Raw genomic sequence first — 13747 nt, 5'->3', positions numbered from 1 at the left:
CACCGAGGCGGCTTTTGAAAGAGCAAATGCAAAAAGGGCCGCCGGAAAGGCGGCCCTTTTTGCATGACATGTTGCAGCACTATTCCTTCGTTGCGCCCGCCATCAGGCCGTTCATCAACATGCGCTGCAGGGCTGTAAACATGACGAGCACGGGCAGCACCGAAAGCACGGACATCGACAGCAGCCTGGGCCAGTTGATACCGAAGCGCCCCACCGTATTGGCCAGCGCGACCTGAACCGTCCACTTGTCCTGGTCGCTGATGATCAGGAAAGGCCAAAGATAGTCGTTCCAGCGCCATACGAGATTGAAGGCGAGCAGCGTGCCGATTGCAGGTATGGCAAGCGGAACGATGATCCGCCACAGGATCCGCCATTCAGGCGTACCATCGAGACGTGCCGCCTCTAGAAGGCTGTCAGGAATGTTGGTGATGTATTGGCGCATGAGGAAGACCCCGGTCGGGGTTGCCGCCGGCGCGATGATGATGCCTGCCAGCGTATCGAGAAGATTGAGATCCCGCAGCACCAGAAAGACCGGGATCATGATGATCTGCAGCGGCACCATCAACGACGACATGATGAGCAGGAAGAAGAGCGTGTCTCCTTTAAACCGAAACTTCGCAAGCGCGTAGCCAGCCATGACGCTGATGGTGACGGACAGCAGCGCCGAGAGCACGGAGACAATGGCCGAATTACGGAAGAAGATGAGGAACTTCGCGCGCGACACCGTATCGATGAAGTTCTGCAACGTCGGTTGCGCCGGCAAAATGGTCGGCGGCCACTGGAAGATCTCCTGTTGTGATTTCAACGAAGACAGGAAGAGCCAGATCGGCGGCATCAGGAAGACGAACAGTGTCAGCACGACAAAGGCCAGTCGCCAGGGAGAGTAGATGCGTGTCATTTCTCGCTCCGCGATATGCGCAACTGGAAGATCGTGAGGAACAGCAGGATGATGAACAGCACCATGGATTGGGCGGCCGCAACGCCAGCCTGCATCGGTTTCTGGAACGCAGTGTCGTAGATCGTCTGTATGAGGTAGACCGTCGCCTTGCCCGGACCGCCACCCGTCAGGGATACGACGAGTTCGTAGACCTTGAAGGCCTCGATCGAGGACAGGACCAGGACGACGGCGAGCGTCGGCTTGAGGAGCGGCAAGGTGATATGGGTGAACTGCCGCCACTTGCTGGTGCCGTCGATCGAGGCCGCCTCGTAGTAATCAGTGGAAATCGCAGTCAGGCCCGCAATGAAGATCATCATGTTGAAACCGGCTTGCGCCCACACCCAGGCTATGATGACGGCGATCTGAGCCATCGTGTCCTGCTCCAGCCACGGGATCGGAGCGATACCAGTCAGCGAGAGCAGGTAATTGACGAGGCCGTTGTTGAGGCCGAACAGCCACCGCCAGGCGACGCCGATGATCAGCAGGCTGATCATGGACGGAAAGAAGACGATTGTGCGTACGACGGCAAACAGCCTGGTCTGTGGCGCCAGCAGGAGAGCCAGCGCCAACGAGACGACGATGTTCAGCGGAACCGCGACGACGACGAAAAGAACCGTCTTGAGCAATGAAACCTGAAAATCGGCATTGCTCAGGAGCCCGATAAAGTTATCCAGGCCGACATATTGCGGCAAGGTGTTAGGCACCTGCGGAACGACGACCACACCCCGCTTGAAAAAGGCCATGAAGAGGCCCTGGACCAGCGGGTAGAGGGTGAAGGTGACGAGGAGCGCCATTGTCGGCGCCATGAGCAGGTAGGGCCAACCGAGGCTTGCCAGGCTGCCTCGCAGACCTTTCGGCACTGGGTGGGGACCCAGTGCCGAACGGCTGTCTTCCAGTATGTCCGTCGTCACTTGCCAGCCTCAAGCGAGGCATCGGCAGCCTTCTTGATCTGCGAAATGGCCTCGGCAGAGGAGATCTGACCGGCAACAGCCTGCGTGACGGCTGTCTTCACGGTACCCCAAACAGCCTGCATCTGCGGCCAGGCCTGGTCGGTCGCAGCGTAAGCAGGGCTGGCGTTCAACTCGGCCTGCATTGCCTTGATCGCATCGGTCGCGGCCGGATTATCGTACTTGACGGCTGCCGCCTTCAGGTTGGCCGGGATCATGCCGAAGGTCTTGGCATACTGTGCCTGGATATCCGGCGAGGTGACCCATTTGATGAAATCGATCGCTTCGGGAAGATGCTGGCTCGTGTTGAAGGCCACGATATAGTCGCCTCCGTAGATCGACGACGCGACGGTACCCCGCGGCGTTGGACCAGCCTGCCACGCAAAATGCGCGTTGTCCGCCAGTCCGGCGATTTGCCAGCTTCCCGACATATAGGCTACGGCCTGACCGGCTGTGAAGATTTCCTTCGGATTGTCCGAGCTCGCGCCGGACCAGAGCCCGGGCGGCATCGCAGCCTTCGTGATGTCGATGAACTTGTCGAGCGCGCTCGTCCACGCTGCCTCGTCCATGACGACCTTCACAGGTTCTTTTTCGGTGTAGATGTGATTTCCGTACTGATACTCGTGAACGATCCAGCGGCTTGCCGAAACGTCCCAGACAAGCGGATAGCGTGTACCCGACTTTTCGGCGACTTCCTTGATCTTCGGAACGAATTCATCCCAGGTCCAACCGGTCGCGTGGTCCGGGATGGCAATGCCGGCCTTCTTGAAGGCATCGACGTTCAGGAAGACGCCCGTCGAGGTTACGCGCAACGGCGCGGCGATAACCTTGTCGTCGAGCTTGGCGCCATCGCCCCAGCCCTTGACGAAGTCGTTGATCCATTCGGGGCCGATCTCCTTGTTGAGATCGACGAGGAACGGACGGATAACCGGCTCCATCGACGAAGTAAGCGACAAATCCGGCATGATGCCGGAGGCCGCATATTGCTGGAATTTCTGGACCATCCCGTCATAAGGGGTGATCTCAAGGTCGAAGGTCGTGTCCGGGTGCAGTTTCGTGTACTGATCGAGCAAGGCGCGCGTGTTCGCCTCTTCCTGATCGTTGTCGACATACCAGACGATCTTCAGTTCGGATGCTGCCGCAAGCGAAATCGTCATCGCCAGGGCGCTTGCCGTCATAATCAATGTCTTGAGCGGTTTCATAGGGTTCCCCTTCTTTGCTCCTCAAACTCTGGCAACAACCGGCCTCCAAATCTCCCTTTGGCCGATCGTTTGTTCGTAACCATGACGAATTAAATACGAGTTTTCGGTGGTGTCAACACAAACAAGATTGACCGCATCAATTAGTTCGTCCTGTTGACGAATAAAATGGCGTAGCTTAATCATCCCGAGAGCCAGAGGAGAAGCAATGGATATTTCACTCGAGCCGAATGGCGCTGACCTGCAGCAATCTATCGACAGGCTGGTTAGCGCCGGTGGAGGAACACTTCTCCTGCAGGCGGGCAGGCACATTACGGGACCCATCCGCCTGTTCAGCGGTATTACGCTGTCAATCGGGCCGGGTGCCACGCTAGAGTTCGTCCCCGACTACGCGCTCTATGCCGGAAATTCGGTGAGCGTAATCGCCGAGGGATCCGATCGCGCCTATATCGTCGCGCAGGAGGCCCATGACGTCGCGATCGTCGGCGAAGGCAAGATCCTTGCTTCAGGCGGCGCCTTCAGCACCGGCTTCGACGAGACCGTCGGCACCTACACGCCGAGCGAACAGCGGCCGAGGGTCCTGGTGTTCGAAGACTGCAGCAAGATCAGGCTGGAAGGCTTTGTCATCGAAGATTCGCCGATGTGGACGGTCCACCTGGTGCGCTGCCGTGACGTGATCGTCGAGGGCATAGCGGTATTCAACAACCGACAACTCCCGAATACGGATGGGATCGTCATCGACAGCTGCGCAAAGGTCGCAGTGCGCCGCGTCATCATCAAAACGGCGGACGACGGCGTCTGCCTCAAGACCAGCCGAAGCGAAAAGGGCATCGCACGCTGCGTGGAAATCGAGGTTTCGGACTGCCTCGTCGAGAGCAACAGTTGTGCATTGAAGATCGGCACGGAGAGTTTTGGTGACATCCGCGACGTCGCCTTCACGCGTTGCAAGGTCCAAGATTCCAATCGCGCCCTCGGCATTTTCTCGCGTGACGGCGGAGTGATCGAAGACGTCGCCTTCTCGGACATAGAGATCGATTGCCATGAAACGCCCGACGGTTTCTGGGGCTCGGGTGAGCCGCTCACAATTACCCAGCTCGATCGCCGGCCGGAGATACCGGCTGGCGTCGTCACCAATGTCCGCGTCGAGAACGTGACGGGGCGCTGCCAGGGTCCGATCAATCTCTTTGCGGCGAGAAACGGTGGGATTGCCGGAGTGAGCCTCAGCAATATTCAGTTGACGATCGAGGAAGGCTTACTGGGAACAGCCAGGCAATATGACCTGCGCCCCACAAGTGCCGATCTCTCCCCGCCCAAGGACCACGAGGGTCGTGGCAATGCCTGGTTGCGGGGAGCGGACGGAAAAATTGTCGGCCTTATCGATTATCCGGCAGGCATGCCGGCGCTCTTTGCGCACAATATCGCTGGCCTCACGCTCGACAACATCGAAGTCCGGCGTCCGGAGCCTCTGCCAAACGGCTGGAACACCGAAACCCTTTGCATCGAGTGACCGATAGGGGTCAGTCACACCAAGAGCAATTTGGCGCATGATGTGAGGGAAGCCGTCCCGGGATCGTCGTCCTTACTGTTCCATCCGTCAGGAGGAACGCAGGTCCCCGGCGGCCCTGATCGTGGCTATTCTCGCGCGTTAGCGGCTCCGGATGGTCTTTCCTTAAGACGCCACCGCTACCGCCCTTCTGCTCAGGATGCCAATCACCAGGGATCCACAAAGCGCGGCAATAGCTGCAAAGCCGAACACCCCTGCCAGCCCCTGCGCCTCGACGATGAGACCACCAATGGCCGCCCCACTCGAAATGGCGACCTGGAAAGTGGTCAACATCAACGCACCAGCGCTTTCCGCTTCATCGGATGCTGCCTGCGTGACGAAGCTCTGAACGCTTACCGGCAGGGCTCCGAAGGCAAAACCCCACAGCGCGGTCGCGACAAACGCGACGCTTGCAAGGTTTCCGGCAAGCGCTAACGCCAATGTCGTCGCAGCGATCCCGGTGGCCGCGATGACGATGGACAGCGCCGTGCTGCGCTCGGAAACAAAGCCTCCGAACAGATTGCCGAGAAAACCGCCGATCCCGAAGGCCAGCAGAACCACAGATATCCCCTCAACCCCAAAATGCGGCACAGTTTCGAGGAAAGGCCGAATGAAGGTAAAACCAGCGAAATGGCCGGCGACCACCAGCAAGACGGTCAGAAGGCCCAGTCGGATTGCCGGGCGACGCAGCACCGTGGCCATCGTGCCCAATCCTGCGGCGCCGGTCGACGGCATCGCAGGCAGGGTGAGGAGCTGAGCGATGAAGGCAAGGCCGCCGACTGCAGCCGCGATGACGAATGCAGAACGCCAGCCATAGGCTTCTCCGACCCAGGCGCCGACAGGTGCAGCGCAAACCGTTGCAACGGATACGCCGGTCATGATGATCGCCATCGCCCGCGGCATTAACCGCTCGGGAACAAGCCGCATGGCGAGCGCCAGCGACATGGCCCAGAAGCCGCCGAGCGCGATCCCGAGCAATCCACGAGCAACAAGAAGCGTCGCGAGCCCATCAGAGAATGCTGCCAAGAGACTGGAAACAACGAGCAGGGCTGTCAATCCGAGCAAGGTAAGACGACGGTCAAATCGGCTGGTGCCAATGACAATTGCAGGGCCTGCGATCGCGCCGATGACCGCGGTCATCGTGACCGACTGGCCGGCAGCACCGATACTGACGTGGAGATCTTGTGAAATCGGCGTAAGCAGGCTGGCTGGAAGAAACTCGGCCGTCACGAGACCGAAGACGCCGAGCGAGAGCGATACCACGCCTGCCCAGGCCGGATCGGCCTCCTTCTCGTTCGCGTGGAAGCCATTGGCTTCGGGATTGATGTTCATATGCCATCTCCAAAGATTGTGATGACAAGGCTAGACGGCTCACGCTGGTGTTTCTATGCTAGAAAATCCACAAGACATGACTGTTCGTCCAAATGACGAGGGCACGATGAGTGATGCACTGACGGAAATGATGCGAGGGCTTCGTCTGGATGGCGTCGACTACGGCCGCTGCCAGCCGTCCGCCCCATGGGCGACGGCGTTTCCGACCAAGGATGAAGCGCAGTTTCACTTTCTGGCAGCCGGAGAGGCATTTGTGCAGACGCCGGACGGGGAATGGATAGAAATGCGCCCGGGGGACGCGGTCCTGCTGCCGCGGGGCGATGCCCATGTCCTTGCAAGCGCGCCCGGTATAGTGCCGACGCCCGTCGAATCCATGCCGCGCAAGGCCGTCTGCGATGGGATCGTCGATCTGCAATGCCCCTGCGCGGATAGCAAGAACCTGCTGTTCTTCGCGGTCATGCGCTTCAATGTCGACAAGCGGCATCCCTTGCTGCAATTGATGCCCAATGTGATGCGGACAAGCGATCTCGCAGCCAGTGAGCCCTCCATCCCTTCCCTGCTCGATGCGATGATGCACGAGGTCGATATGAACCGCGTCGGCGCTGGCGGTATCCTGGCCCGGCTTGCTGATGTTCTGACCGCGACGATCATCCGCGCTTGGGTGGAACACGGCTGCGGCGATGCTTCCGGATGGTTGACGGCCGTTCGCAATCCCGAGGTCGGGCGGGTCCTGGCAGCGATCCATCTCGACCCTTCCCATGACTGGACGGTCGAAGAACTCGCTCGCAAGATGGGCGCTTCCCGTTCTGGGTTCGCGGAGCGCTTTGCCAGGGCCGTTGGTGAAACACCCGCTCGATACGTCGCTCGCATGCGCATGCACCAGGCGCATCAGTGGCTGCGTGAAGGACAGCGCGTGGCCGCGATTGCCGAGCGCCTCGGCTATGAATCGGAGGCATCATTCAGCCGGGCGTTCAAACGCATCATCGGCGCCCCGCCCATGGCGTTCCGAGGGCGACCGCAGGATGGTCGTGCTTCCGCGACACCGTGATCTGTGAGGCACACACCGCTTCGATGTCGGTTTTTTGCGACAGCTGCATGAGCGACTTGGAGACGACGCACAAGTTTGTCGATCACAATGGAGACCGGATGGACACGATAGAAACTGACCGACTTGTGCTGAGAAATTTCCAAGGTGGAGATGCTACCGATCTGTTCGCGTATTTACACAGGCCTCGGGCAAGCTGTTTCCTCTCGCTTACGCTTGAGACCATGGAAGCAGCAGCAGTCGAAGTGAAAAAGCGAAGCAAAAGCGACGATCACATCGCCGTATGCTTGAAGGTTACGAACAAGCTCATTGGCGACATGTTCGCCATCCCCGAAGAGGATACGTTCTCTGTCGGCTGGAATTTTAACGCGGACTTTAGCGGAGCGGGATTCGCTTCAGAGGCCGCGTTCGCGTTATTTGCTTATCTCTTTAAGGTTAAGGGAGCTCGCCGTCTCTACGCTTACGTCGAAGACCATAACGCGGCCTCGCAGCGTCTATGTGAACGCCTGGGAATGCGCCAGGAGGGATTATTCAAGGAATTTGTGTCGTTTCATAAGAACGAAGTTGGCGATCCTATCTTCGAGAATACGATGCAGTACGCAATCTTGCGAAAAGAGTGGCACTCACGTGATTGACCAGGGACGTGGCTGGGCAATGGCCGCAAAAATCGGGTTTGACGAAGCCCCAGCGTGTTTCGTGGTTCGAACCGATAACCATCCGGCACAGATTGCTGAGGCACACGCGGGTATTGTCACTGTTTCAGCACGAGCTGCCGCTGATCGCGTCATGTGCTCAATTAAAAATCCAGTCCTTGTCTTCCATGCGATAAAGATTGCACGTTCGGTTGGAGCCGGATGACCTGTCTACGCCTTTCGGCTGAAAACCCGCGAAGCTCCTTCCTTCCGCCGATGATAATGCTAGAGTTTCCGTTAGTGATCCGGCTAACATCAACAGAGTGATGAATGAAGGCTTTGCCTACAAAGGCCGCGGCGACGGTAATCGTACTGTTCGCACGCGCGGTCACGGCGGTCCGCGCCGTGTGGCCCGAGGGAGGGCTGCCTTCCCGACCCTGCGTTTATTATGCCAACCACTCCAGCCATGGTGATTTCGTTCTGGTCTGGACGGTATTGCCGCCAAGACTGCGCAATCGGGCCCGCCCGGTCGCAGGGGCCGAATACTGGTTGAAGTCCTGGCTCAATCGCTTCATCGGCAGAGATGTCTTCAATGCGGTGCTGATCGCGAGGGATCGGGACAAGCGGACGGAAGATCCCGTCACTCAGATGGCCTCGGCCATCGATGCCGGTTCGTCCCTCATTCTCTTCCCGGAGGGAACACGAAACCAATCCGATGCAAGGCTCCTCCCGTTCAAAAGCGGCATTTTCCATCTGGCTGTGGCGCGCCCTGATGTCGATCTCGTGCCGGTTTGGATCAGTAATCTGAACCGCGTCATGCCAAAGGGTGAGATCGTTCCGATACCGCTGATCTGCACAGTTACCTTCGGCAGCGCTTTGCAGATCGCGCCGGGCGAAGACAAGGATGTTTTTCTCGAACGGATGCAGGCCGCACTCCTGGCACTGTCTCCGAACACTGTAGGCGGTGGGGAATGAGTGGCGCGAATTCCGATCTTATGACGCTCGTAGCCGGGATCTTCGGCGTGCTCGTCGTTGCGTCAGTCATCGGTTACATATTACAGCAACGCCTCTCGCCGAACGGTTCGAATGCGGCTGTCGAAAACCTCAACGCGCGGATCAAGGCGTGGTGGGTCATGGTCATCCTGATTGGCATTGCTTTCATAGCGGGCCGTATCGGCGTCTTGATCCTGTTTGGCTTTTGTTCATTTGCCGCGCTTCGCGAATTCGTAACCCTCATCAATACCCGAAGGGCGGATCATTGGGCGCTTGCGGCAGCCTTCTTCGTCGTCGTTCCGATCCAGTATTTTCTGCTCTGGGCTGAACAATACGGCATCTTTTCGATCTTCATCCCGGTCTATGCCTTCCTGCTAATGCCGATCATCTCGGTACTCCGAGGCGACACGGAGCGCTTTCTCGTTCGCATCGCGGAAGTACAGTGGGCCCTGATGATCTGTGTCTTCTGCGCTTCCCATGTGCCTGCACTGCTGACCTTGAAGATACCGGGATATGAGGGCCGCAATGTGCTGCTGATCGCCTTTCTGGTCATCGTCGTCCAGCTCAGCGATGTCCTGCAATATGTCTGGGGCAAACTGTTCGGACGCACGAAGATTGCGCCAAGACTGTCGCCATCGAAAACGGTCGAGGGCTTTGTCGGTGGGATCATCAGCGCGACGCTGATTGGAACGGGCCTCTGGTGGATTACACCATTCGCACCGCTTCAGGCAGGGCTTCTCGCCTTGGTCATCACGCTGATGGGCTTCTTCGGAGGCCTGGTGATGTCGGCGATCAAACGCGATCGCGGTGTCAAGGACTGGGGCAATCTCATCGAAGGCCATGGCGGATTGATCGACAGACTGGATTCCGTCGTCTTCTCGGCACCCATCTTCTTCCATCTTACCCGCTACTGGTGGTCGCTCTGATGCCCGTTGTGCTACAACGTCTTTTGCGTAGCGGAGTGGTACACGTCCTGTTCGCTTTTCTGGCGATGGGCAGCTGGGCCATCTTCGCCAATCGCGCTCATCTCATGCCGGCGCCGCTCTATGCCGGTCTTGTGCAGGGTACGATATCCGCCTGCCTGACGCTTTTCCTGAAATCGGCGATCGACTGGCTTTCCAGCCGCTTCAGCGGTCCAACACGATTTTGGGCGCCGCCGCTGATTGCCTGCTTTGGCTCGGCCAGCATTCTCGTGGCGATCCACGCGGCGAGCGGCACACCGGAGATACTCCGGACCATCGCGCTGCCGCTGCTGGTGTCGACGACTTATGCAGCGATCTACAATTATTCAATCTCCGCACGGCGAGGTTTCGACACATGATGGAGACGGGAGACAGGAGACCTCTGGCGAGCCGCAATACCCGCTGGGCGGGCGCAATTGCCCGATGGATGGCCGCGCGGGCCATCACGCCGAACCAGATCTCGCAAGCCAGCATGCTGGCTGCAGCGATTGCCGGCAGCACTTTCTATCTGGCGGGACAGACGACAGGCCTGCCACGTGCCGGCTACTTGCTGCTGGCTGTTTTATTCTGCCAGGCACGCCTTCTTTGCAATCTGTTCGACGGCATGGTCGCCGTCGAAGGCGGAAAGGGAGAGGCTGACGGTCCTTTCTGGAACGAGTTTCCGGATCGCATCGCCGACTTGATGATATTCGCCGGCGTCGGGTGCGGCATCGACATGCCGGGACTCGGCTGGGCGGCCGGTGCCTTCGCCGTGTTGACAGCCTATGTCCGGGAACTCGGCCGCGCCACCGGCAATCCCAGCGATTTCTCCGGCCCGATGGCCAAGCAGCACCGGATGGCGACGATCACGGCGGCGGGATTAGCATCCCTTCTCGAGCCATTGTGGGGCGGGCAAAACCAGATCCTCACGATCGGTCTCTGCGTAATAGCGGTGGGAGCAGCCCTCACAGCGATCCGACGCTCGAAGACATTGGTAACGCGCCTCAAGAGTCGCTGACGAGGCGGTCATAAGGTCGACACGAAGATCCTATGGGAAGGAAGTGGACGCCACTTCCTTGTATGTGTCGACGCCAGCCTTGACAGTCGTCAGGCGCGCCACGGGATGTCTGCACGCTCGGAGGCGTGGTTTGGAATTGGGATTTCGACTGCGACTGCCTTGATCGCCAATGCGCGACAGGGTCAATGGCAGCCGCCATTGCGTTGCAACGGCGGCTGAAGACTGATTATCGCAGAGTCCGACCGAGGCGCGGCCTGCCGAGACAGCGCTCGCTGCCACGCTCAGACGGGAGTCATATGCTCAAGCACAAATATTTAATCTCGACGTAGTCATCGAGACCATATTTCGAGCCCTCGCGGCCCTGGCCCGATTGCTTGATACCACCAAACGGAGCGACCTCGGTCGTAATGAGCCCGGTATTGATACCGACCATGCCGTACTCCAGTGCTTCTGCCACTCGAAAAACTCTCGATAGGTCCTTCGCATAGAAGTAGGAGCCAAGCCCGTATTCGGTGTTGTTGGCCATAGCGATCACCTCCTCTTCCGTGTCGAAACGAAAGAGCGGGGCGACCGGGCCGAATGTTTCTTCCCGCGCGATCTTCATATCGGACGTCACGCCCGTAAGAACGGTCGGTTGGAAAAATAGGCCACCAAGCGCATCGCGCTTTCCCCCGACTGGAACAGACGCTCCTTTATCCAGCGCATCCGCAATATGCTCTTCCACCTTCACCATCGCCTTCTCAGCGATGAGAGGACCAGTATTGACCCCCGGTTCGAAACCATCGCCGACCTTCATGGCGGAAACTTTTGCCGCAAGCTTTTCGGCGAAAGCCTCGTAGACGCTCGACTGCACATAAAGCCGGTTTGCACAGATGCAGGTCTGGCCGTTGTTGCGATATTTCGAGACCATGGCGCCCTCAACCGCCGCATCCAGGTCAGCATCGTCGAAAACGATGAAGGGCGCATTGCCACCGAGTTCCATTCCCAATTTCAAGACCTTGTCGGCGCCTTGACGCATCAGTATCTTCCCGACGCCGGTTGAGCCGGTGAAGGTCAGCTTCCGCACCTTGTCGTTCTCTGTGAACTCCTTGCCGATAGCCGAGGCATCCTGCGACGTTACGACGTTCAGGACGCCAGCCGGCAGTCCAGCACGCTCGGCAAGCAAGGCCAGCGAAAGAGCCGATAGCGGCGTTTCGGCAGCCGGCTTCGAGACCACCGCGCAGCCTGCCGCGATTGCTGGCGCAAGCTTGCGGGCCAGCATGGCGTTCGGAAAGTTCCACGGCGTAATGGCCGCCACGACACCGACTGGCTGCTTGATGACAATGAGGCGCTTGTCCTGCTGGTGCGCGGGAATGGTGTCGCCGTAGACGCGCTTGGCTTCCTCGCCGAACCACTCGACATAAGCGGCTCCGGAAAGTATCTCGCCTTTCGCCTCAGCGACAGGCTTGCCCATTTCCATGGTGAGGATCGCAGCAAGGTCGTCGGCATTGGCGACCAGAAGGTCATGCAGTTTGCGCAGCACCGCAGCCCGCTCCTTGCCGGTCCTCTTCGCCCATTGTTTCTGGGCCAGATAGGCAGTGTCTATGGCGCGCGCTGCCTCGGCGCGGTTCATGTCCGGCAACACGGCGATCACGTCACCTGTCGAGGGATTGATGACTTCAAATGTCTTTTCATGATCGCTCGCACCGACCCAAATACCGCCGATGAGCGCCTTGTCCGTAACGAGCGACGTATCCTTCAGTTTTGACAGAAGTTTTTCAGAAATGGTCATGGATCAGGCCTCCGCAGCGCATTGCCGCATTGTCGTTTCGAGAATGCCGAGTGCTTCGTTGAAAACCCCGTCCTCGATGGTGATCGGCGCGAGAAAACGGATGACATTGCCGTAGATCCCGCAGGTCAGCAGGATCAGACCTTTCTCCAAAGCCTTCTCGCGCACCCGGTTGGCGAAATCGGGATTAGGCACCGTCGAACCGGGGATGTTGAACTCGACAGCGTTCATGAAACCGGGACCACGAATGTCAGCGATCTGCGGCACGACGTCGGTGAGCGACTGCAGGCTTTGTTTCAACCGGTTGCCGAGCTGCGTTGCGCGCTCCGTCAATCCTTCTTCTTCGATCACATCCAGCACGGCATTGCCGGCAGCGACACCGATCGGATTGCCTCCGTAGGTCCCGCCGAGACCACCTGGCCCCGGTGCATCCATGATCTCGGCACGACCCGTGACCGCCGCGATCGGAAATCCTCCACCCAGTCCCTTGGCCATCGTGGTGATATCGGCAACCACACCGAAATGCTCCATCGCAAAAAGCTTGCCCGTGCGGGCAAAACCAGTCTGGACCTCGTCGGCGATCAGCAGGATGCCATGCTTGTCGGCGATTTCGCGCAGCCTTTGCATGAAGGCGCGCGGCACCTCATAAAAGCCGCCCTCCCCTTGAACCGGCTCGACAATAAAGGCCGCAACGCGATCGGGATCGACATCCGCTTTGAACAGCTTGTCCAGGACCGCGAGCGAAGCCTCCATCGTCTGGCCATGCAGTTCGACGGGGAATGGGACGTGAAAGACATCGGGCATCATGGCGCCGAACCCGGCCTTATATGGAACGACCTTGCCGGTCAGTGTCATGCCCATGAAGGTGCGGCCATGGAATGCGCCGCTGAAGGCGATTACCGCCGAACGACTGGTTGCCGCACGGGCAATCTTGACGGCGTTTTCCACCGCCTCGGCGCCGGTGGTGACAAAAATTGTCTTCTTCTTGAAATTACCGGGAACGGCAAGGTTAAGGCGCTCCGCCAGGCGCACATAATTTTCGTAGGGTACGACCTGATGGCAGGTATGGGTGAACTTATCGAGCTGTTCCTTTACGGCAGCGATCACCTTCGGGTGGCAATGCCCCGTGTTTACGACGGCGATGCCAGCCGCGAAGTCGATATATCGACGGCCTTCCACATCCCAGATTTCGGCATTTCGGGCATTGTCAGCATAGACTTGGGTGGTGACGCCGACTCCGCGCGAAATCGCGTCGGCCCTGCGAGCGGCTATAGCCGAATTCGACATTGTTGTTCCTCCAATTGACAGGGGATGGGCGGCGGGCGCGTTTCCTCGTCGCCCGCAACATGTTTTCTGCACGGCGACGGCTGCCCGCGTCGCTCCATCGCTATC

13 protein-coding genes are annotated in these 13747 nt (G+C 58.8%); 7 read left to right on the top strand and 6 right to left on the bottom strand.

Going from position 1 to position 13747, the window contains the following annotated elements:
* Positions 1–79: 79 nt before the first annotated feature.
* Genes AC1DM5_RS21695 through AC1DM5_RS21685 form a run of 3 tightly spaced genes read right to left on the bottom strand, consistent with a single transcriptional unit; the run spans position 80 to position 3086 of the window.
* Entirely contained in the window at positions 80–898 is an 819-nt protein-coding gene (locus AC1DM5_RS21695) for a carbohydrate ABC transporter permease (RefSeq protein WP_007814669.1), read from the bottom strand.
* Positions 895–1848, bottom strand: a complete 954-nt coding sequence (locus AC1DM5_RS21690; RefSeq protein ID WP_477975560.1) for a carbohydrate ABC transporter permease — start codon at positions 1846–1848, stop codon at positions 895–897. Before AC1DM5_RS21690 ends, AC1DM5_RS21695 begins: the two co-directional genes overlap by 4 nt.
* Positions 1845–3086 carry an ABC transporter substrate-binding protein gene (locus AC1DM5_RS21685; protein WP_477820325.1) on the bottom strand — a complete coding sequence of 414 codons (1242 nt, stop codon included), beginning with the start codon at positions 3084–3086 and terminating at the stop codon, positions 1845–1847. Before AC1DM5_RS21685 ends, AC1DM5_RS21690 begins: the two co-directional genes overlap by 4 nt.
* Positions 3087–3291: 205 nt before the next feature.
* On the opposite strand from AC1DM5_RS21685, the gene pglB reads away from it, so the two are divergent.
* Positions 3292–4590, top strand: coding sequence for a polygalacturonase PglB (pglB, locus tag AC1DM5_RS21680; RefSeq protein ID WP_477820324.1), 1299 nt, complete (start codon positions 3292–3294; stop codon positions 4588–4590).
* 162 nt (positions 4591–4752) lie between these two features.
* Here the strand turns inward: pglB and AC1DM5_RS21675 are convergent, their stop codons facing one another.
* Positions 4753–5958 (bottom strand): MFS transporter, encoded by a 1206-nt coding sequence (locus tag AC1DM5_RS21675; RefSeq protein ID WP_477820323.1) that lies wholly within the window; start codon positions 5956–5958, stop codon positions 4753–4755.
* Positions 5959–6064: 106 nt separating this feature from the next.
* Between AC1DM5_RS21675 and AC1DM5_RS21670 the strand changes: the two genes are divergently transcribed.
* From AC1DM5_RS21670 to AC1DM5_RS21645, 6 genes are all read left to right on the top strand, one after another.
* Positions 6065–7006, top strand: a complete 942-nt coding sequence (locus AC1DM5_RS21670) for an AraC family transcriptional regulator (RefSeq protein WP_477820322.1) — start codon at positions 6065–6067, stop codon at positions 7004–7006.
* Between the two features lie 98 nt (positions 7007–7104).
* The gene (locus tag AC1DM5_RS21665; RefSeq protein WP_477820321.1) at positions 7105–7638 is read left to right on the top strand and encodes a GNAT family N-acetyltransferase; all 534 of its coding nucleotides are present in this window, start codon (positions 7105–7107) and stop codon (positions 7636–7638) included.
* 327 nt (positions 7639–7965) lie between these two features.
* Complete coding sequence (locus tag AC1DM5_RS21660) at positions 7966–8610, top strand: lysophospholipid acyltransferase family protein (protein WP_477820320.1); 645 nt, start codon at positions 7966–7968, stop codon at positions 8608–8610.
* Entirely contained in the window at positions 8607–9554 is a 948-nt protein-coding gene (locus tag AC1DM5_RS21655; RefSeq protein ID WP_477820319.1) for a phosphatidate cytidylyltransferase, read from the top strand. The genes AC1DM5_RS21660 and AC1DM5_RS21655 overlap by 4 nt, the downstream gene beginning before the upstream one ends.
* Positions 9554–9949: a hypothetical protein gene (locus AC1DM5_RS21650; protein WP_477820318.1), complete on the top strand. Its 396-nt coding sequence runs from the start codon at positions 9554–9556 to the stop codon at positions 9947–9949. The genes AC1DM5_RS21655 and AC1DM5_RS21650 overlap by 1 nt, the downstream gene beginning before the upstream one ends.
* Positions 9946–10587, top strand: a complete 642-nt coding sequence (locus AC1DM5_RS21645; protein WP_477820317.1) for a CDP-alcohol phosphatidyltransferase family protein — start codon at positions 9946–9948, stop codon at positions 10585–10587. Before AC1DM5_RS21650 ends, AC1DM5_RS21645 begins: the two co-directional genes overlap by 4 nt.
* Positions 10588–10879: 292 nt before the next feature.
* On the opposite strand, the gene AC1DM5_RS21640 is transcribed toward AC1DM5_RS21645, so the two are convergent.
* Entirely contained in the window at positions 10880–12358 is a 1479-nt protein-coding gene (locus AC1DM5_RS21640) for an NAD-dependent succinate-semialdehyde dehydrogenase (RefSeq protein ID WP_477820316.1), read from the bottom strand.
* A gap of 3 nt (positions 12359–12361) precedes the next feature.
* The gene (locus tag AC1DM5_RS21635; protein WP_477975558.1) at positions 12362–13642 is read right to left on the bottom strand and encodes a 4-aminobutyrate--2-oxoglutarate transaminase; all 1281 of its coding nucleotides are present in this window, start codon (positions 13640–13642) and stop codon (positions 12362–12364) included.
* Between the last annotated feature and the right edge of the window lie 105 nt (positions 13643–13747).

Source organism: Rhizobium sp. 01T437 (genome assembly GCF_056398505.1).
Note: the sequence above shows the minus strand (reverse complement) of the source record. Positions and strands in the feature narration are given on the sequence as shown.

Bases quoted from the DNA above. Each gene is read 5' to 3' on its own strand.
- AC1DM5_RS21645 (WP_477820317.1), top strand. From the start codon at position 9,946: ATGATGGAGACGGGAGACAGGAGACCTCTGGCGAGCCGCAATACCCGC.
- AC1DM5_RS21685 (WP_477820325.1), bottom strand. From the start codon at position 3,086: ATGAAACCGCTCAAGACATTGATTATGACGGCAAGCGCCCTGGCGATG.
- AC1DM5_RS21665 (WP_477820321.1), top strand. From the start codon at position 7,105: ATGGACACGATAGAAACTGACCGACTTGTGCTGAGAAATTTCCAAGGT.
- AC1DM5_RS21640 (WP_477820316.1), bottom strand. From the start codon at position 12,358: ATGACCATTTCTGAAAAACTTCTGTCAAAACTGAAGGATACGTCGCTC.
- AC1DM5_RS21660 (WP_477820320.1), top strand. From the start codon at position 7,966: ATGAAGGCTTTGCCTACAAAGGCCGCGGCGACGGTAATCGTACTGTTC.
- AC1DM5_RS21650 (WP_477820318.1), top strand. From the start codon at position 9,554: ATGCCCGTTGTGCTACAACGTCTTTTGCGTAGCGGAGTGGTACACGTC.
- AC1DM5_RS21635 (WP_477975558.1), bottom strand. From the start codon at position 13,642: ATGTCGAATTCGGCTATAGCCGCTCGCAGGGCCGACGCGATTTCGCGC.
- AC1DM5_RS21655 (WP_477820319.1), top strand. From the start codon at position 8,607: ATGAGTGGCGCGAATTCCGATCTTATGACGCTCGTAGCCGGGATCTTC.
- AC1DM5_RS21670 (WP_477820322.1), top strand. From the start codon at position 6,065: ATGAGTGATGCACTGACGGAAATGATGCGAGGGCTTCGTCTGGATGGC.
- AC1DM5_RS21675 (WP_477820323.1), bottom strand. From the start codon at position 5,958: ATGAACATCAATCCCGAAGCCAATGGCTTCCACGCGAACGAGAAGGAG.
- pglB (WP_477820324.1), top strand. From the start codon at position 3,292: ATGGATATTTCACTCGAGCCGAATGGCGCTGACCTGCAGCAATCTATC.
- AC1DM5_RS21695 (WP_007814669.1), bottom strand. From the start codon at position 898: ATGACACGCATCTACTCTCCCTGGCGACTGGCCTTTGTCGTGCTGACA.